Origin of the sequence: Halosimplex halobium, from assembly GCF_051414055.1 — an archaeon.
Lineage (GTDB): Archaea > Halobacteriota > Halobacteria > Halobacteriales > Haloarculaceae > Halosimplex > Halosimplex halobium.
Genome location: NZ_JBLKNX010000003.1, coordinates 306,624 through 324,428, shown reverse-complemented (window position 1 = coordinate 324,428; position 17,805 = coordinate 306,624). Strand labels below are relative to the sequence as shown.

Annotated in this window: 21 protein-coding genes; 12 read left to right on the top strand and 9 right to left on the bottom strand. The window is 66.3% G+C overall.

Translation table 11 applies throughout. The features are described from left to right. Positions 1 to 158 precede the first annotated feature (158 nt). The gene (locus ACMGFG_RS04745) at positions 159 to 878 is read left to right on the top strand and encodes a DUF8758 domain-containing protein (RefSeq protein ID WP_436929204.1); all 720 of its coding nucleotides are present in this window, start codon (positions 159 to 161) and stop codon (positions 876 to 878) included. 3 nt (positions 879 to 881) lie between these two features. Here the strand turns inward: ACMGFG_RS04745 and ACMGFG_RS24255 are convergent, their stop codons facing one another. Beyond that, positions 882 to 1,133 carry a winged helix-turn-helix domain-containing protein gene (locus tag ACMGFG_RS24255; protein WP_495849346.1) on the bottom strand — a complete coding sequence of 84 codons (252 nt, stop codon included), beginning with the start codon at positions 1,131 to 1,133 and terminating at the stop codon, positions 882 to 884. Between the two features lie 41 nt (positions 1,134 to 1,174). Continuing rightward, a complete protein-coding gene (locus ACMGFG_RS04740; protein ID WP_436929203.1) occupies positions 1,175 to 1,507 on the bottom strand; it encodes a winged helix-turn-helix domain-containing protein in 333 nt (110 codons plus the stop codon). A gap of 293 nt (positions 1,508 to 1,800) precedes the next feature. Here ACMGFG_RS04740 and ACMGFG_RS04735 point away from each other — a divergent pair, with 293 nt between their 5' ends. The 5 genes from ACMGFG_RS04735 (at position 1,801) to ACMGFG_RS04715 (ending at position 4,696) form a co-directional block, all read left to right on the top strand. Beyond that, complete coding sequence (locus ACMGFG_RS04735) at positions 1,801 to 2,199, top strand: PadR family transcriptional regulator (RefSeq protein ID WP_436929202.1); 399 nt, start codon at positions 1,801 to 1,803, stop codon at positions 2,197 to 2,199. Next, positions 2,196 to 2,345, top strand: a complete 150-nt coding sequence (locus tag ACMGFG_RS04730) for a hypothetical protein (protein WP_436929201.1) — start codon at positions 2,196 to 2,198, stop codon at positions 2,343 to 2,345. The genes ACMGFG_RS04735 and ACMGFG_RS04730 overlap by 4 nt, the downstream gene beginning before the upstream one ends. Then, positions 2,342 to 2,506 (top strand): hypothetical protein, encoded by a 165-nt coding sequence (locus tag ACMGFG_RS04725; RefSeq protein WP_436929200.1) that lies wholly within the window; start codon positions 2,342 to 2,344, stop codon positions 2,504 to 2,506. Before ACMGFG_RS04730 ends, ACMGFG_RS04725 begins: the two co-directional genes overlap by 4 nt. After that, on the top strand, positions 2,503 to 3,378 hold the full coding sequence (locus tag ACMGFG_RS04720; protein WP_436929199.1) for a tyrosine-type recombinase/integrase: 876 nt from the start codon (positions 2,503 to 2,505) through the stop codon (positions 3,376 to 3,378). The genes ACMGFG_RS04725 and ACMGFG_RS04720 overlap by 4 nt, the downstream gene beginning before the upstream one ends. 742 nt (positions 3,379 to 4,120) lie before the next feature. After that, positions 4,121 to 4,696 carry a type IV pilin domain-containing protein gene (locus ACMGFG_RS04715; RefSeq protein WP_436929198.1) on the top strand — a complete coding sequence of 192 codons (576 nt, stop codon included), beginning with the start codon at positions 4,121 to 4,123 and terminating at the stop codon, positions 4,694 to 4,696. Between the two features lie 200 nt (positions 4,697 to 4,896). Here the strand turns inward: ACMGFG_RS04715 and ACMGFG_RS04710 are convergent, their stop codons facing one another. Further along, positions 4,897 to 5,844, bottom strand: a complete 948-nt coding sequence (locus tag ACMGFG_RS04710) for a metallophosphoesterase (protein ID WP_436929197.1) — start codon at positions 5,842 to 5,844, stop codon at positions 4,897 to 4,899. 102 nt (positions 5,845 to 5,946) lie between these two features. Here ACMGFG_RS04710 and uppS point away from each other — a divergent pair, with 102 nt between their 5' ends. Then, the gene (uppS, locus tag ACMGFG_RS04705) at positions 5,947 to 6,873 is read left to right on the top strand and encodes a polyprenyl diphosphate synthase (protein ID WP_436929196.1); all 927 of its coding nucleotides are present in this window, start codon (positions 5,947 to 5,949) and stop codon (positions 6,871 to 6,873) included. Between the two features lie 196 nt (positions 6,874 to 7,069). Beyond that, entirely contained in the window at positions 7,070 to 7,387 is a 318-nt protein-coding gene (locus ACMGFG_RS04700; RefSeq protein ID WP_436929195.1) for a hypothetical protein, read from the top strand. 51 nt (positions 7,388 to 7,438) lie between these two features. Here ACMGFG_RS04700 and ACMGFG_RS04695 read toward each other — a convergent pair whose 3' ends face one another. Further along, on the bottom strand, positions 7,439 to 8,602 hold the full coding sequence (locus ACMGFG_RS04695; protein ID WP_436929194.1) for a mechanosensitive ion channel family protein: 1,164 nt from the start codon (positions 8,600 to 8,602) through the stop codon (positions 7,439 to 7,441). A 210-nt stretch (positions 8,603 to 8,812) separates the two neighbouring features. Here ACMGFG_RS04695 and ACMGFG_RS04690 point away from each other — a divergent pair, with 210 nt between their 5' ends. Further along, on the top strand, positions 8,813 to 9,355 hold the full coding sequence (locus ACMGFG_RS04690) for a hypothetical protein (RefSeq protein ID WP_436929193.1): 543 nt from the start codon (positions 8,813 to 8,815) through the stop codon (positions 9,353 to 9,355). Between the two features lie 60 nt (positions 9,356 to 9,415). Here the strand turns inward: ACMGFG_RS04690 and pdxS are convergent, their stop codons facing one another. Next, positions 9,416 to 10,324 (bottom strand): pyridoxal 5'-phosphate synthase lyase subunit PdxS, encoded by a 909-nt coding sequence (gene pdxS, locus ACMGFG_RS04685; protein WP_436929192.1) that lies wholly within the window; start codon positions 10,322 to 10,324, stop codon positions 9,416 to 9,418. 69 nt (positions 10,325 to 10,393) lie between these two features. Next, the gene (locus tag ACMGFG_RS04680; RefSeq protein WP_436929191.1) at positions 10,394 to 11,176 is read right to left on the bottom strand and encodes a response regulator; all 783 of its coding nucleotides are present in this window, start codon (positions 11,174 to 11,176) and stop codon (positions 10,394 to 10,396) included. A 188-nt stretch (positions 11,177 to 11,364) separates the two neighbouring features. On the opposite strand from ACMGFG_RS04680, the gene ACMGFG_RS04675 reads away from it, so the two are divergent. Continuing rightward, positions 11,365 to 12,138, top strand: a complete 774-nt coding sequence (locus ACMGFG_RS04675) for a DUF1405 domain-containing protein (protein ID WP_436929190.1) — start codon at positions 11,365 to 11,367, stop codon at positions 12,136 to 12,138. A gap of 63 nt (positions 12,139 to 12,201) precedes the next feature. On the opposite strand, the gene ACMGFG_RS04670 is transcribed toward ACMGFG_RS04675, so the two are convergent. Further along, positions 12,202 to 12,471 carry a hypothetical protein gene (locus ACMGFG_RS04670; RefSeq protein WP_436929189.1) on the bottom strand — a complete coding sequence of 90 codons (270 nt, stop codon included), beginning with the start codon at positions 12,469 to 12,471 and terminating at the stop codon, positions 12,202 to 12,204. A gap of 206 nt (positions 12,472 to 12,677) precedes the next feature. On the opposite strand from ACMGFG_RS04670, the gene ACMGFG_RS04665 reads away from it, so the two are divergent. Both ACMGFG_RS04665 and sfsA read left to right on the top strand, forming a co-directional pair. Next, positions 12,678 to 13,520 carry a phytanoyl-CoA dioxygenase family protein gene (locus ACMGFG_RS04665; RefSeq protein WP_436929188.1) on the top strand — a complete coding sequence of 281 codons (843 nt, stop codon included), beginning with the start codon at positions 12,678 to 12,680 and terminating at the stop codon, positions 13,518 to 13,520. A gap of 82 nt (positions 13,521 to 13,602) precedes the next feature. Beyond that, positions 13,603 to 14,337, top strand: a complete 735-nt coding sequence (sfsA, locus tag ACMGFG_RS04660; protein WP_436929187.1) for a DNA/RNA nuclease SfsA — start codon at positions 13,603 to 13,605, stop codon at positions 14,335 to 14,337. Positions 14,338 to 14,363: 26 nt separating this feature from the next. Here the strand turns inward: sfsA and ACMGFG_RS04655 are convergent, their stop codons facing one another. Together ACMGFG_RS04655 and ACMGFG_RS04650 are read right to left on the bottom strand one after the other, a co-directional pair. After that, entirely contained in the window at positions 14,364 to 17,102 is a 2,739-nt protein-coding gene (locus ACMGFG_RS04655) for a valine--tRNA ligase (protein WP_436929186.1), read from the bottom strand. Between the two features lie 323 nt (positions 17,103 to 17,425). Further along, complete coding sequence (locus tag ACMGFG_RS04650) at positions 17,426 to 17,737, bottom strand: hypothetical protein (protein ID WP_436929185.1); 312 nt, start codon at positions 17,735 to 17,737, stop codon at positions 17,426 to 17,428. Between the last annotated feature and the right edge of the window lie 68 nt (positions 17,738 to 17,805).

The window sequence follows — 17,805 nt, the reverse complement described above, 5'->3', positions numbered from 1 at the left end:
AACCGGGACAACTTCCCCAATGAAGCGGGAGATTTGGGTCATGGACAACCGGAGTCTCCCGCTTCAACTCCTTTGATTTAGCGGACTACTCCGACGCCATCTGGCGATTCAACGCAGCCGATGAACCCAAAGAGGAAACTATCGATGACTTAGTTGTTTTGGGAAGGGCTGGGCCGGAATTAATCAGTGACGGCAGACACACTGTTTGTCTCGGTGGGTGGTCTGATTCTAAGGGATTTGTCAGAATCTATCCGACTCATCTATACACCAACCAGGCCAAGCGGTGGAACGTAATTAAGGTTCCTGCTGAACAGGACAAAAGTCACGATTGGAGGGATGAGAGCTGGAAGATTCAAGGATCCAAGGAAGATTGGGACGATCTCTATGAGAAAGTTGAAGAGGTGGATAGACTATCTCGTGAGGACCAGATTCAATTAACTAAAGACATGCCGAAAACGTGTCCGAATAAATTGAATGATGAAAAAAAGAGCATGGGGTTAGTAGAGCCGGAAGAAATCCATAATGTCTCGCTCAAACCCGTGGAAGACCCTGATCCCATTCAGACAGATATGCAGGGTCACGAATTGAAATCTAAAGGAAGCTATCCTCAGAAGCTCTACATAGAATATACCTGTAGTGACTGTCATGCAAAGGGAAACCATAACCAGCACTGCATCGAGTGGGGAATTTTCCGTTATTGGGACAAGAATCCAGATAATCCAGAAGGTGTCATAGATGCGCTGCGACTTCGTGATGACGATTATAAAAAATTCTTTTTCGTAGGGAATCAAAAAAACAATCCAACTGGGTTCATCATCATTAGTATACTACGCTGGAAAAAAGATGAAATGCTCCAAAGCCGGTTAGATTCCTGGTGACATTTAGGGTCTTGGCAAAGGTTGGTTGCTGGCATCTAAACGTCCTTCGAGATACCGAAGTCCGATTCCTGTAATATCGTAGTTCTCTCGTTCTTGAGTCAGCGGTTCAATCATCTTTGCTCGGGTTAAATATCGGCACCTCTCTTCAACGCGACCGATTGAAGCAAATAGTGACACCTTTCGAGCAATATAGGGTGGTGATGACCACCCCTCTGCACGGAGTATCTCTAAAATCCGTTCATCAAGCGGGACCATCCAGTCTGCTGGTTTGCGCGACATGATTGGAGGGATTCGAGTTAGCTGTTGATTCCGGGACCATCCGTAGCGCCAGCTTCCCCATCGTCTTCCGACGAGCCGCCGCCGTTGATAAAGCGGTGGTTTTCAGCATCGTACTTGCCTTCGAGATAGGCTTTCCCCTCATCGGTAATTACGTACACTCCATTACCGATTCTGCGGAGTAGGCCGTTTTCAGCAAGCTTAGAACATCGACGAGACACCTGTGATTGTCCTACTTGGATATTCTCGTGATTTTTGAGATTCGATACCTTTCCGATGCCGTCATCGTCTGATTGGATGATCTCCAAGATTCGGTCGTCCCAGATAGTCATCCACGATCCGGATTGTCTCATTTAGTGCATAACTAGGCTAATTAACCAAGTTTGCTGGTTATTGAGATTGTTTGCAAGTGTGTACCTAATATGGGTTAGCGATGGATTTATGCATAAGTGGTGAAATTGTGCTGATGCGAGGCCCTGACTCGGTTGGCGAAGACTCTCCTCGGTCAGTGAAGGCGGGCGGTGCTGGAACACCGCCCGAAAAGGGGCTTCGTGTGATCGCCATGCACGAAACCTCTACGGGGAACAATCCCCGCACGAGAGTAGACGCATCGCCAACCGAAAGTTCTGACGTTGCCGAGTGTACGTTGTGCGGCGCGGGGGCCGATGGACTCGACGCCCGGATCTCGGCGGCTGTCTGTACCCGGTGCGCCAACCAGCCCATCGTGCTGGCCGACGGGGGTGTCGTCCAGGAGCGCCCACGGCTGGCGAGCCTGAGCGCGTTCCAGCGGGACATCCTCTGGGTGCTGAACCACCACGGCGGACTGAAGGGACTCGCTATCAAGTCGAAGCTGCAGGAGTACTACGACGAGGACGTGAACCACGGCCAGCTCTACCCGAACCTCGACCAGCTCGTCGAAGGGGGCTACGTCGAGAAGGGTGAGCGGGACAAGCGGACGAACGAGTACCGGATCACCGCCGACGGCAAACAGGCGCTCTCTCGCCGGCGCACGTGGACCGAAGCCGCGGAGGTGACGGACGCATGAGCCAGGGCGTCACCCTCGAAAAGTGCCCGGACTGCGACTCCGAACTCGTCCGTGTCTCCGCGGACGACGACGCGAACCCGCACGGCGTCCCGGTGGTCGCGTGTCCGGACTGTCTGGATGTCGTCCGAAAGGAGGGTCCGGCGTGAGCGAACGCCCGCAGTTCCCCATCGGCGCGCTGAAGGAACTCGAATGGCCGACAATCAAGATCGGCGAGTGCCCGGTCACCGGCGACGAGGCGTTCGTCATCGTTCACGACGACGAGCCGGACGAGTGCTACCACTGCGGCGCGGAGGTGAGCGCGTCGTGAGCGACGATCTGGAGCCGCTCGAACCCCGCGAGGCGTTCGAGATGTGGCTTGACCGCCAGCGGACGGAGAAGTCCGAGGCGACGGTGCAGTCGTACTACTACCGCGTGAAACAGTTCGTGGAGTGGTGCGAGGACGAGGACCGCGGCGACATCCAGAACCTCAACAACCTGACTGGCCGCGACTTTTTCCGGTACGACAGCGACCGCCGGAGCGACGGCCTGACGATCAACACGATCAAGAACCAACTGAACACGACGCGGCTGTTCTTGGAGTTCTGCGTCAGCATTGAGGGCGTTCCCCAGGGGGTACCACAGAAAGCGAACGTCCCGAAGGTCTCCAAGGACGAGCGGTCCGACGACACGACGCTGCAGCCGGACCGGGCGGAGGAGATCTTGGAGAACCTGTCCCGGTACCGCTACGCCAGCCGGGACCACGCGATGTTCGCGCTCGCGTGGTACACAGGGGCCCGCGTCGGCGCACTCCGTGGGCTCGACGTGGGCGACTGCTTCCTGACTGAAGACGATCTCGTCCCGCTCGACATCGACGACGACGAGGATATCCAGGCGCCGTTCGTGTTCTTTCGGCACCGCCCGGAGGAAGACACGCCGCTGAAGAATCAGGAAGCCGGTGAGCGCCCGGTGAGCCTCCCCGACGAGGTGGGCGAGGTACTGCAGGAGTACATCGACATTCGACGGGAGGACATCACCGACGAGCACGGCAGGGAGCCGCTGTTCCCGGCGCCGAAGACGGGGAGCCGCGTCACGAAGGGCGCGCTTAGGACTCGGATGTACATCTTGACCCAGCCTTGCCGGTTCGGAGACTGTCCGCACGGCCGGGATCCGGACGAGTGCAAGGCGCTCGAACACGGCTAAGAGTCGCAGTGTCCGTCAGCTCGGTCACCCCATCCGATCCGGTCGGGGAGTATCACGCACCAGCGAGACCAGGGTATCCCGCCGGAGGTGGTAAGCGCGCGGGTGAACGCGTCGGCCGAGGTGATCCGGACCCACTACGACCGGCCCAACCACCTCCGCCGGATGGAATCGCGCCGCCGACACCTCGATAAATTGGAATAGTAACTATGGAGAAAGAAACTGACTCAGCGGTCCATACCGCGCAAAATCCGGCGCGCTCGGCTCGGCGGTCCCACTCCAACTTTCCCTCTTCGGGATTTCCGCACAGTCCGAACCCGTACTGTCGAGTCCAGATACGGCCAGCGACGGCGGCAGTACCGTCCGGTCGTGGCCCCAGCCAAGTCCCACAGTAGACGACATCACCGCCACTCGTCTCGCACCTGATCTCGCACGACTCCACGAACAGATAACTGATTGATGTGAACTGGAGCGGCGCCGAAGTGCCCGCGCTTGCCGACGGTTGGCGAGCGGCACTGACGGAAGGTCAACGTATTAATCTATCTGGTTGAATTATTGACTACTGCACTATTCTCCCTGGGCCGAAATCTGTTTTTCCAGGTATAAACTTTTTCGCGGCGGTTCAACGGTATCTTGATGCGATTGTCTTGCTGTGTAATAGCCCGAAACTCGGGACTGAATACACAATTAGCAGAAACGACAGGGTGTCTTTAATATGGTATCCGGATAGTTGCGAGTTGCACACATGCAGCTGAAGCAGCTACTCAACGACGACGACGCGGTGTCGCCGGTCATCGGCGTCATCCTGATGGTGGCGATCACGGTCATCCTCGCGGCCGTCATCGCGTCGTTCGTCCTCGGGCTGGGTAATCAGGCACAGCAGGGCGCACCGACCTCGACTATCGGCTTCGAGTACGAGCAGATTGACGAGAACACTGCTAGTGGTCAGAGCAATTGGGGTGTCCTGAGCGTCTCCCACGACGGTGGTGATTCGATCTCGAATGAAGAAATCTACATCCGCGGGAGTGGATTCAATTCGAGTGGGGCAAACTACGCACCGGGGGCTCCGTTCATGGACTCGGTTGGCAGTGGACCGAGCGAACCACTCGAAGATTGGATCATCGATCAGGGGGGCTCGCAGATCCACCACGTCGACAGCGGCGCTTGGAACGGTACTGCCAGCGGCGACGACAGTGCAGTCGTCTCGGGTGACCGCGCAAATGTCTACGTGAGCTCGGACTACGAGATCAGCGTCGTCTACCAGGCTCAGGAGGGGGACACCTCCTCGACGCTGAACGAGCAGGAAGGTCCCGACGCCTAATTCGCGTCATTTCTTCCGTTTTATCGACCGTCGACCGCGTAGTGACATCTCCATCGACGACAGCCTCAAAACCGTTCGAGAACGTCCTCTAGAGCGGTAGCCCATACACAGATACGACGACTCGAGTGGGACACTACCCGCTACAACCCTTCTCTCGCTCGGACGACACCGCAATACCCTACAGAAATCCAAACCCGCAGTCACTCCCCGTCCGGAATCTCCAGCTCGCGCTTCCGCACGCTCCCGTTGCCCCGCCGTTCCAGCGCGACCACCTCCTCGTCGGTCTCGACCAGCACGCCCTCGCCGCCGGGGGTCTCCAGATTCGCGCGGATCACGTTCTCGCAGACGACGTTGCCCTTCTGGACGGCCTGCTGCTGGCGGGTGTGGCCCACGATCTGCGGCGGCGCGGACTCGCTGAGGAACTGGAAGTCGAGCCAGGCGATGCCGGCGCCGAAGGCGCGGCCGCCGCCGCGGCCGATGCCGAGCACTTCGCGGTACTCGTCGACGAGCCGTTTCTGGGTCGCTTCGTCGTCGTCGGTGCCGATGGCATCGCGGAGTTCCGTCGCGGCCTCGACGAGGCGGTCGTTGAGCCGGGCGGCGTCGTAGTCGCTGACGCGGCCGGCGTGGGCGTAGGTGAACGCGTGGCCGTCGTAGGCGGCGACGACGTGGCCGTCGGCGATGGCCTCGCAGAGCCGGCGGCGGTCGTCGTCCGTCCGCCGGCCGGAGAACCAGCTGTCCCAGCCCACCAGGTCCTGGAAGAGGACGCCCCACTCGTGGTTGCCGAGGGTGACGCGGACGTGGCCGGGCGGGGCCTCGCGGGCGAGGCGTTCGACGAGGTCGACGACGGCGGCGTTGTCGGGGCCGCGGTCGACCAGGTCGCCGTTGAACACGAGGACGGACTCGTCGCCGCCGACCCAGTGGAGCCGGCCGTCGCCGTCGGTCTCGACGAGCGGGTCGAAGTCGGGGTGGTCGCCGACGGCCGCCAGCGCGGAGCGGGCGGCGTCGAGGTAGCCGTGGATGTCGCTGATGCTGACGATACGCGGGCTGGACGCGTCGAGCGTGCCGGCGCCGTCGCGGGCAGCGCGGGGCATCGAGTCGTCGGAGCCGGGAGTGAGATCGAGCATGGCGGCGAGGGGATCGTCTGTCAACTGCGGGATACACCGCAGGGTGTCAAAACGGCTTCGGAGGGAAGCGGCCCGTGGCCCGGCAAACACAAAACTCATATCGCGGGGCTGAAAGAACGTAACCAGATGGACAGAGTGCGGCAGTGGGCGCGCGGCGCGTACGAGCGGCTGCTGGAACTGGAGCTGTCGGGGACGCCGAGCCACGTCGCGGTCATCCAGGACGGCAACCGGCGCTACGCGCGCCAGCGGGGCGACGACGCCTCCGACGGCCACCGCGCCGGCGCGCAGACGACCGAGCAGGTTCTGGAGTGGTGCCGGGAGGTCGGCGTCGACGAGCTGACGCTGTACGCCTTCTCGACGGAGAACTTCGAGCGCCCCGAGGAGGAGACCGAGGCGCTGTTCGACCTCCTCTGCGAGAAGCTCCGGGAGTTCGCGGACGCGGACCGCGTCCACGACTCGGGGGTCCGCATCCGGGCGATCGGCGAGACGGGGAAACTGCCGGAGCGGGTGCGCGACGCGGTCGACTACGCCGAGCGCCGCACTGCGGGGTACGACAACCTCCAGCTGAACATCGCGCTGGCCTACGGCGGCCGTGCCGAACTGCTCTCGGCCGCGCGGGACGTGACCCGCGAGGTCGAGGACGGCGCCCTCGGGCCCGACGATATCGACGTCGAGACGGTCGAACGGCGGCTCTACGAGGGACCGACGCGGGACGTGGACCTCATCGTCCGGACCGGCGGCGACGAGCGCACGTCGAACTTCCTGCCGTGGCACGCGAACGGCAACGAGGCGGCGGTCTACTTCTGTACGCCCTACTGGCCGGAGTTCCGGAAGGTCGACTTCCTGCGGGCGATCCGGACCTACGAACACCGCGAGGAGTCCTGGCGGAAGACTCGCGCCCGGCGGGCGCTCGCGCTCGTCCGCGCGCTCGGCGGTGCCGAAGTCAACGACGCTCGCCGCGTCCTCCGGCGGTTCAAGGACGCGCTCCCGAGCGCCGAACGCGAGGCGGTCGAGGCGGAGACCGACGCCGAGTTCGAACGTACCGCCGACTGACTGTTCTCTCTTCCGGCCGGGTTCCGATCCGACCCGGCTCGTTCCGATCCACCCGGTCCGACTCGGTCCGATCCGACCCGAGCTGTCCCAGTCCGTTCCGGGGCGCTCCGACCCGGCGGTTCGGTTCCCGACCGCGTGTCACTTGCACCCGTGTGACGGTACGCTTAAGTACGGGTGGCGTGTGACATCATCTATCATGGCACACTCCGGGTCGGACGCCGACGCGTTCGTGACGCACGGCACGCGGCCGCGCAGCGTCGCGCGGGCGAGCCGTCGGCTGGGGCTCGCGCTCCTCGGCGCGGCGGGACCGGCGGTCGTGACGGCGTTCCTGGTGGCGCTGACCCGTCCGGGGACGGTCGGTCCGGTCGCCTGGGTCGGCGAGGCGATGGCGACGCCGCTGGTCGGCACGACCGGCCTCGCCTGGGCGTTCCACGTCGCAGCGGTCACCGGACTCGCCGGCGTGTGGATCGTCGGCTTCGCGCTCGTCGTCGAGGGGTACTTCGGCGTCGAGTAGCGGCAGGGAACATCGAACGTCGCCACGCGGATTCTCCCGTCTATCGGCCGGTCAGTCGTTGCTGCGCGCTTCCGCCTGCGCGTCCTCCGAGTCGGCGGCGGGGCCGGCCTCACCGCGGACGTGGAAGCCGCCCGTCTCGGCGCGGCCGGTCAGTTCCCGCTGAGGGAAGGGGATCTTGATCCCCTCGTCCTCGAACGCCGACTTCACGGCGGTGACGACGGCGGAGACGGCCTTCCACTTGCGCGGCGGCGTGGGGTGGTCGATCCAGAACCGGGTCTCGAGGACGACCGCCGAGTCACCGAACGCCTTGGGGAACACCTGCGGCGGCGGGGCGTCGACGACCTCGTTGCACTCGGAGATGGCCTCGACGGCGACAGTTCGGGCGTGCTCGGGGTCGGCCTCGTAGTCGATGCTCACGTCGACGCGGATGCGCAGCAGGCCCTTCTGACTGCGGTTGGTCACCGGGCGGTCGGAGACGCGGTCGTTGGGGATGATGACGAACTCGCCGTCGAAGTTCTCCAGCCTGGTGTGGAAGATGGTGATGTCGGTGACGATACCCTCCTGGTCGCCGATCTCCACCCAGTCGCCGATCGTGAACGGTCGGGAGAACATGAGGACGAACCCGGCGATGAGCGAGCCGAGGGTCTGGCGGGCGGCGAACCCGACGACGATGCCGAGGAAGCCGGCGCCGACGAGGAGGCCGCCGAGGTTGGTGTCCCAGATCCCGAGGATGACGATCCCGGCGAAGCCGAACAGGAACAGCTGGGCGGTCCGCAGGAGGATCTCCTCCTGGTGGTCGGTCAGCCACTCCGCGTGTTTGCCGAGGTTGGCGACGGCGTTCGAGAGGTACCGGGCGACCGCGTACGCGGCGAAGAACACCGCCACGGAGCCGATCGCCCGCCCGAGGACGCGCAGCTCCTGGTCGTTGGTCGCCTCGTCGGCCAGCGACGAGAGGGCGGGGCCGTACCCCCAGAGATAGACGAGCGAGAGGCCGCTGCCGACGAGCAAACACAGCTGGGCGGCGCGCAGCACCGCGCCGCTGACGGCCCACTGGATCGCGGAGTCCTGTGCCCCCTCGACGAGCCGCGGGGCCACCAGCCAGCCGAAGCCCGCGACGACGACGAGCACTAGCACGGTGACGCCGAGCCGGGCGCCGAGCGACTCGAAGCCGGTGAGGAACGACCGGGCGGCGTCGACCGGCGTCGCCTGTAGCATACACCGCCCATCGTGAGTGAACGGTATTGGGCGTTGCGTTTGTTTCCCCCCGAGCACGGTGCGGGATCCGCCACCGTCGGGACTCGATCCAGGAGCATCGACCGCCGTGTCGCCCACCGTCTCTCATCACGCCGCCGCTCACGTCGGCGACGGCGTGCAGTACCGGTCCGGACAGCGAACCGACAAACGGGTGGGCGTCGTCCGGGCCGTATGAACCGCCGGTCGGGGTCGGGGCCGTGGTGGGACAGGCCGATCGTGGTCGGTGTCGTCTACGGGCTGACCGCGACGGCGTACACGGCCGCGTACGTCACGTTCGTGAGTCCGTACGGGCTGTTTCTCGTCTCGGCCGGGATGCTCGTCGCCTCGGCGACCGTCGCGGCGTTCCTCTCGGGCATCGCGGTCCGCCGACTGGAGGCTGCCGTCGACCCCGTGTCGAGGGTGCGAACCGACGCGTTCTCGGGGACGTTCGTCGGCTGGCTGACGCTGGTAGTCGCGCCGGCGCTGGCGCTGCTCGGGATGACGATCCCGATGTACGCCGGTCCGGTGACGAACGTCTCGCCGATCACGCCCCTGCTGATCGCCGGCTATCTCGTTACCATCGTCGGATACGGACTCTTCGGGACGCTGATCGCGCTCGTCGCGACGCTCGGGACGCCGATACTCGTCACGGGCGCGGTCGGTCTCGCGTTCGGTCACCTCCGCCGCCGGTCGAGTGTCGTGTCCGCCGCCCCGGCGGACGGGTCCGACGGCTGATCGGGTGACGCCGCGATCCCCGGTTCGAAGACGGAGCGAGAACTGAGCCGACGGCCCCGCTCAGACGCCGCGGTCCTGCATCTTCTCTTCCTCGGGCAGGTCGACGTTGGCGTCGCCCTTCATGCCCGCCCCGGTGTTGGAGGCGATCTCGGCGAGTTTCTCGGGGTCGTCCCAGTTGTTGACGGACTCGACGATGGCACGGCCCATGGCCTCGGGGTCCTCGGCGCCGAAGATGCCCGAGCCGACGAAGATGCCGTCGCAGCCGTGGTGCATCATCAGGGCGGCGTCGGCCGGCGTCGCGATGCCGCCGGCGGCGAAGTTGACGACCGGGAGTCGGCCCATCTCGGCGGTCTCGTGGACCAGGTCGGCGGGCGCCTCGTTCTCGCGGGCCCACTTTTCGCGCTCCTCGTGACTCGCCCCCTTCAGCTCGCGGATGGCCGATTTGATGTTGCGCTGGTGGTGGACGGCCTGGTTCACGTCGCCGGTGCCGGCCTCGCCCTTCGTGCGGATCATCGCCGCGCCCTCGTCGATACGGCGGAGCGCCTCGCCGAGGTTGCGCGCGCCGCAGACGAACGGCGAGGTGAAGTCGCGCTTGTCGATGTGGTAGCGGTCGTCGGCCGGGGTGAGGACCTCGCTCTCGTCGATCATGTCGGCGCCGGTCGCCTCGAGGATCTGGGCCTCCTTGGTGTGGCCGATGCGGGCCTTGCCCATCACCGGGATGGAGACCTCGTCGATGATCTCCTCGAGCGACGCGGGGTCGGCCATGCGGGCGACGCCGCCGCGCTTGCGGATGTCGGCGGGGACGGCTTCGAGGTTCATCACCGCGACTGCGCCCACGTCCTCGGCGATGCGGGCCTGCTCGCGGTTCACGACGTCCATGATGACGCCGCCCTTCTGCATCTTCGCGAACCCGCGCTTGACCAGGTCGGTCCCGCGGCGGAGTTCCTCCAAGTCCGTTTCGTCGGTCATGACCGCGACTTGGCGTCGGAATCACTTAACGAGTATCTTTCCTGTCGCGTCGGCGGTCGCCCGCCGGAGTCACTCCTCAGTTGTCGACTCCTCAGTTGTCGACTCGCCCGTCGTCGACTCCCCGGGCTCGGCGAGTTCGGAGACGGCGATCAACAGTCGCCCGTCGTCGAGCGAGGTGACCATCTTGGACTCGGCGAAGGTGCTCCCGTCCGACCGGAGGCCCTCGCTCCGGCCGGTCCACTTCCCGCCGTCCTCGACCACCGGCAACACGTGCTCTCTGATGTGGTCGACCTCCGGTTCGGGGTGGAGTTCGGTCCAGTGTTTCCCGACGATCTCGTCCGCGCTGTACTGGTAGTACGACGCGTACGTGTCGTCGGCGGTGTCGAAGCGGTCGTCCGTCCCGACGACGCCGACGCCGTCGAGCTCCGTCTCCGCCTCCGGGTCGAACTGACCGTCGGAGTCGACCGCCCGCGCGACTCGCCGGACGAGTTTCGTGTACTGGTCGCTCCCGAACCCCTTCCTGAGGTAGTCGGTGACCCCGGCCCGGATGATCTCCGCGGCGATGTCGTTGGTCTCCTCGCCCGAGAACAGCAGGACCGGGAGTTCCGGGTGCGTCTCTCGGAGCGACTCGAGGAACTCGATGCCGTTCATCTCCGGCATGTTGTAGTCGCTGATGACGACGTCGAACGACTCGTCGGACCTGATGCGGGCCAGTGCCTCGACCGGCGACGTCTCGGTCGAGACCGAACAGGCGATGTCGTCGTTTCGCTCCAGGTACAGCGCGACGAGCTCGCCCAGGTCCGGGTCGTCGTCGACGTGGAGGATCGTGATCGGTCCGTCGTCGTCGGTCATACCGTCCGGAGGCGATCAGCTAGAATAAGCGTACTGGGCCAGCTATCAGGAGCGAGACCGAGCGGCCGCCGCCGCCGAGCGGTCGCCCTCGGGGTGGTAACCCGACCGCGCAAGGTCGAAGCGGGCGTGCCTGGGTGTGCGTTCGCCCGACCGCTACCGTTTTGCGCACGGCGTCCACAGGGTCGGGCATGTCGGCCGTCTCCCGCGCCGGACGCCGGATCGAGCGGGCCGTCGCCCGGTACTTCGACGCCTCTCTCCCCGAGTCCGAGGGGCTCCCCGTTTACGTCGCGCCGCTGCCCGACTGGCTGGAGGACCTGGGGCTCCGGCTGGCGTGGCCCATCGCCCTCGTCAACCTCGTCGGCACGCTCTTCGGCTTCTGGTACTACGCCGGCCGACCGCTCGAGTTCGCGCCGCCGCTCGTCGAGGGACAGCTCGGCGCCGCCCCGCTGCTCGCGTACCCGCTCGTCCCCGACTCGCCGGTCGCGACCATGTTCATCGGCCTCTCGCTCGCCGCGTGGAAGCTCGACGTCGACGCCGGGCCGCTGCACGCGCTGGCCTTCTTCGGCTGTATCAAGCTCGGCCTGTGGACGCCGTTCGTCCAGCTGGTCCTCAACGGGCCCGGCGGCATCGCCGCCTGGCTCTACTGGTTTCTCGTCCTCAGCCACCTCGCGATGGCCGTCGAGGCGTTCCTGATCCATCGCTACGCCCGGTTCACGGTGGGATCGGTCGCCGTCGCGCTCGCGTGGTACGGGTTCAACGACGTGGTCGACTACTTCTGGCCGGTGCTGGAGGGGCCCCACCACACGTGGCTGCGCGCCGAGCCGTTCGTCGCGCCCGGCGTCCCGGACCACGCGGTCCTCGCACACGACCTGGCCGCGGCCTGGGCGGTCGTCCTCACGCTGGTCGCGACGTTCCTCGCGCTGGCGACCCGCGTCGAGAAGGTCAAGCGCGGCGGGGCCTGAGGGTCCCGCGGCGGGGGCCTCTCCTTCCACGCACCTTCCGCGCTCCATCCCCTTCCTGTCCTCTCAGTCGTCCGCGAGCGGACGCGAGCCCGTCTCGCACCCGCCGCAGTACCGGTACGTCTCGGACGCAAGCGGCGCGCCGCAGTCACGACAGGCCGCGGCGGCCGCCTCGGTGCCGGCCGAGAGGTCGGCGAACGGGTTCGCCCGCTCCCCGTCGTCGTCCTCGAAGAAGTGCGTCCGCTTCGGTCCCGGTCGCCCGTGGCGCGCGACGGTCACGAGCGTCGATACGGCGGCGAGCGACAGGCAGACTCCGGCCGCGGTCGCGAGTGACATCAGTTGGTTCGCCCTTCGAGTGTAGGCGCCTGTGGGTTTCGAACCGGCCAAAAATTACGATTCGGACGATCGATCGGGTCGGTTCGGGTCGCCGGCCGCCCGCGGGATCCGGCGACTGGACGTCCGAGGCTCGATCTCTGTCGGGAACTCCGGGAAGGAGCTTCCGCGGTCCGAAGCTATACCTCCGGGTCGCCCATCTCTGAGGTATGGTATCGTTCACCGATTCGGAGCGCAGGGCGTTCGCGCGCGACGGGTTCCTCGTGCGCGACGACCTGCTGTCCGACGAAGTCGTGGCCGACGCTCGCGCGGCGGTCGTCGACGCGATGGACGCCGACCCGGACGACCCCGACGCGGTGCTCGGTCGTGGGTACGAGGTGGCCCTGGAGGGTGTCGACGGGGCGCCGCTGACGGCGGTCGCCGAGCGGCTCTACCCGGCCGCCGAGGCGCTCGTCGGCGAGGGCGTCCTCGCACCCCCGAGCTCGGGGATGCAGGTGGCACTCGCGTTCCCGGACGGCGACGCCGCGGACCCGGTCCCCCCTGCCAGGACCGTCGAGGGCCACCTCGACGGCTACGCGGCGTTCGACGAGAACCCCGAGGTGACGACCTTCCAGCTCGGCGCGGCGGTCTACTTCGACGACGTGGGACCCCGCGGCGGCGGGTTCACCGTCTGGCCGGGTTCCCACCGCGCGGCCGCCGCGTACTTCGCCGACCACGCGCTGGAGTCGGTCGGCGGGACGCCGAACAACGCACAGCTCCCCGCGACGGGCGACGAGCCCGGCGAGTGGGACTACGACCGCCGGCTGCACGACCAGTGGGACCCCTACGAGATCGCGGGGTCGGCTGGCACCGTCGTCCTCTGGCACGGATTGTTGACCCACGCGGCCGGGATCAACACCGGCGAGCGCGTCCGGATGGCCGGCATCGAGCGGTTCGCCCGCGAGGACATCGAGGACGTTCGTCGGGACGCCGCTGCCAACCTCTTCGAGTACTGGCCCGCGATGGCCGGCGTCCCGTTCGTCGAGGGCGGCGAGCCGGTCGTCCCGGAGTGAGTCGGGGTCGGTCCCGGTCGAACGGTCCGTCTCGGCCGACCGAACGGAACGCCTACGACACTCGCCCGGCTATCGGCCCGCGATGACCGCCACGCTCCTGACGCGCGACGGCGATCCAGTGGCCGGGGAGTTCGTCGAGCGGGCCAACCGCTTCGTGGTCCGCGTCGACTTCGGCGACGAGGGCGAGGTCACCGGCGTCGGCGACGCCTACCTCGGCGACCCGGGGAAGCTTCGGGACATCCTCGTCCCCGGCCACGAGATCCGCTGCGAGCCCGTCGACGACCCCGAGCGGGCCACCGACTACGACGCCGTCGCGGCCCGCGTCGGCGACACCTGGGTCAGCCTCCGCGCGGCGCTGGCCAACGACCTGTTCGCCGCGGCGCTGCACGACGGCCACCTCCCCGCGTTCGACTGGGCCGAGACCGTCGTCCGCGAGCCCGAACTGCCGGACCACGGCCGGGGCGACTTCCGACTCGAATCCACGGACGGCGAGCGCGTCGCCTACGTCGAGGTCAAGTCGACGACGCACGTCGAGGACGGCGTCGCGAAGTTCCCCGACCGACCCACGGAGCGGGGGCGTCGGCACCTCCGCAGTCTCGAATCGCTGGTCGAGGACGGGACCGAGGCGCATCTGGTCTTCGTCGTCCAGCGACCGGACGTGGTCCGGTGGGCACCGTTCCGCGATGTCGACCCCGAGTTCGCCGAGTTGCTCGGGCGGGTGGTCGAGTCGGGGGTCGACGTGCGGGCGGTCGCGACCGAGTTCGACCCGCCTCGATACCGGCTCCGGGAGACGGATCTGCCGGTTGAGACTGTCTGAAAGGACGGAAACGGAGCTGGCCCCGGTCAGCCGACGATCAGGACCGCCGACTCGGTCTCGATCATCTCGCCGTCGCCCGAATACGTCCGTTCCTCCTCGATCTCGTACATCTCCGAATCTAACTCGACGCCGGCGACGTGCAACCGGCCGTCGACCTCCTCGAAGTCGCCGGCCTCGATGGCGGCGTCGATGTCGCCGACCTCGCTGCCGTACTCGGGGCCGACCAGCGAGTAGTCGAGGTCGACGCCGGTAACCTCGGTGGTGACCTCGGGCGCCTCGTCGAGCGTCTCAAGCTCGGCGACGTGCATCGCCTCGGCGACGGCGTCCTCGAAGCCCGCAATGGTGCCGTAGACCTGGACGCGGTCGAGGTCGGCGTTGAGCGCCAGCCCGTTGTCGGTCTTGTAGCGGCGCAGCGCGGCGATGACCTCCATCGCCGTCTCGCCGGCCGCCAGGTCTGCCTCGTAGCCACGCGTCTTCGGCCAGTCCGTCGTGTGGATGGAGTCGAGGCCCTCAGCGCTCTCGGCCCCCGCATCACCGTCCGCGTAGAGGCGGTGCCAGATCTCCTCCGTGACGTGCGGGAGGAAGGGGGCGAACAGCTTCAGGAACGTGCGGTGGGCCGTCAGCAGTGCGTACTCGGTCGAGCGGGCGTCGGCCCCACCGTCTGCGTCGTCCAGCCGCTGTTTCGCGATCTCAAGGTAGTCGTCGCAGAAGCTGTTCCAGAAAAAGGACCGCAGTTCGTTGCGGGCCTTCGAGTACTCGTGGTCCTCGAACTGATCGGTGAGCGAGGCGACGGCGTCGTCCAGCTCGGCGAGCATCCAGCGGTCGACGGCCGCCAGGTCCTCGTCGGCCGGTTCCTCGACCGCGTCGGGCTCCGGGGTCAACTGGTCGATGAGCCGCGAGGCGTTCCAGAGCTTCTGGAGCAGGCGCTCGCCGGCTTCGAGGTCGCCTTCCTTGTACGGGAAGTCGTCGCCGACGGAGGCGCTGGCCGACCAGAAGCGGATAGCGTCGACGGGGTACTGATCCATCACCTCCTCGGGCAGGACGACGTTGCCCTTCGAGGAGGACATCTTCTCGCGGTTCTCGTCGAGGACGTGCCCGTTGATCATGACGCTCTCGAAGGGGACCTCGCCGGTGTGCTCGTAGCACTTGACGACGGTGTGGAACAGCCAGAAGGAGATGATGTCGTGGCCCTGCGGCCGCAGGTCGAACTGGTACAGCTCCGGCCGCTCCATCGTGAACTCCTCGCTCTCGGCGTCCCAGTCCCAGCCCGCGTTGATCAGCGGGGTGAGCGACGAGGTGGCCCAGGTGTCGAAGACGTCCTCCTCGGGGCGGAAGTCGCTCCCGCCGCACTCGGGGCAGGCGTCGACCGGCGGCTCGTCCGCGAGGGGGTCGACCGGGAGGTCGGCCTTCTCGGCCACGACCGTCTCGCCACAGTCGTCGCAGTACCAGACGGGGATCGGGATGCCGGAGTCGCGCTGGCGGGAGATACACCAGTCCCACTCCAGGCCCTCGATCCAGTGCTGGTACCGGGTGAACATCTTCTCGGGGTACCACTCCATCTGCTCGCCGGCCGCCAGGTACTCGTCGGTCCGGTCGAGCATCTCGACGTACCACTGCTCGGTGACGAGGTACTCGACCTCCGTCTCGCAGCGCTCGTGGACCTGGACGGTGTGGTCGTGGTCGCGGCTCTCGACGAGCGCGCCGGCGTCATCGAGGTCCTCGATGATGGCCTCGCGGGCCTCCTCGGTGGACATCCCCTCGTAGTCGCCTGCGAGGTCGGTCATCGTGCCCGACTCGTCGATGGCGATGCGCAGCGGGAGGTCGTGGGCCTGGTACCACTCGATGTCGGTCTGGTCCCCGAACGTACAGCACATGACGATCCCGCTGCCGGTCTCCAGGTCGACGCGGTCGTCCTCGATGATTGGGACCTCCTGGCCGAAGATGGGGACCCGCGCCGTGCCGCCGACGAGGTGGGCGTTGTCCTCGTCGTCGGGGTGGACAAACACGGAGACACAGGCCGGCAGGAGTTCGGGGCGCGTCGTCGAGATGGTGAACGTGGCGTCCTCGTCGGCGGGCCCCTCCCCGGTCTCGACCAGATCGAAGTGGATGTCGTTGAACTTCGTGTGCTTGTCGGCGTCCTCCTGTTCGACCTGGGAGATGGCCGTCTCGCAGTCCGGACACCAGATGGTCGGCGCGCGCTGGCGGTACTCGCGGCCCTGCTCGTAGAGGTCGATAAAGGAGAGCTGGGAGATGCGCTGGACGCGCGGCTCGATGGTCTTGTAGGTCTTCGTCCAGTCGATGGACATCGCCAGCGACTGCATCTGCTCGGTGAACTCCGCCTCGTACTCCTGGCAGACCTCGCGGCATTTCTCCTGGAACTCCCGGCGGGTGTAGTCCTGGTGGCGGATGCCCAGCTCCTTCTCGGTGAGCCGCTCGGAGGCGATGCCGTTGTCGTCGTAGCCGAACGGGAAGAAGGTATGTTCGCGGGCCATCCGGTGGTACCGCGCGGCGAAGTCCTGCAGTGTGTGCGCGTAGAGGTGGCCCATGTGCAGGCTCCCTGAGACCGTCGGCGGCGGCGTGTCGATGGAGTAGACGAGGTTCGAGTCGACCCCCGGCTCGGCGTCGTACTCGTAGGTACCCGCCTCGACCCAGCGGTCCTGCCACTCGGGCTCGACCGCCTCGGGGTCGTACTCGCCGGGGAGCGACCCCCCGGTCTCGCGGGACTCCGAGGCGTCGGCGTCCCCGGCGTCGCTGTCGGCGCTCATCGCTGCTCACTCCCGGGCGTCCCTCGTGCTCGGGGTCCGAGCGCGGCGGCTGTCGGGCGGTGCGTGCTGTCGGTCGGTATCGTGGTGTCGTACATCGGTCTGTCTGTCGGCCGGTCGTCGAACGGTGCGAACGCGGGGTCAGAATGGGGGTGGTGTGGGGCTAGGGAGCCCCTACACGTACGGCGGCTACGGACAGCCAGGGCTCGTTCGCGACGCGAGCGGCGGCTCCGTCGAACGGCCCTGTCATCGGTAGAGAGTGGACGAGGCTCGAAAATAACTCTTACGTCATCGCCACGGCCGCTCCGCCCGTGGTTCCCGCCGGCTCAGTCGTCCCCCGACGGGCTGGGGGTCCATCGCTGGGGACCGTCGTTCCCCCGCTCGTCGCGCTCCCCGCCGTCGTCGCCGCCCCGGTTGTCCCACCCCCCGTCGTCCGACGGCGCGACCGACTCGCTGCCGTCGCGCCGCGACCGATTGCTCTCCGGAGGCCCGAACGCGAGCGCTGACACCCCGTATCCCCCGCTCGCTTCGCGCCCGGGCCCGAACGCCGGGTCGGTCCGCTCTTCGATGAACTCGTGTCGGAGCAGTTCGCCTCGGTCGCAGTCGAACGACCGGTCGCCGCAGTGGAGCGTGGGCATAGCGGTATTTATAATGACAAAACATTATAGTTTTGGGCCCGGATTTAACCGGCTCTCGTCCGTACCGT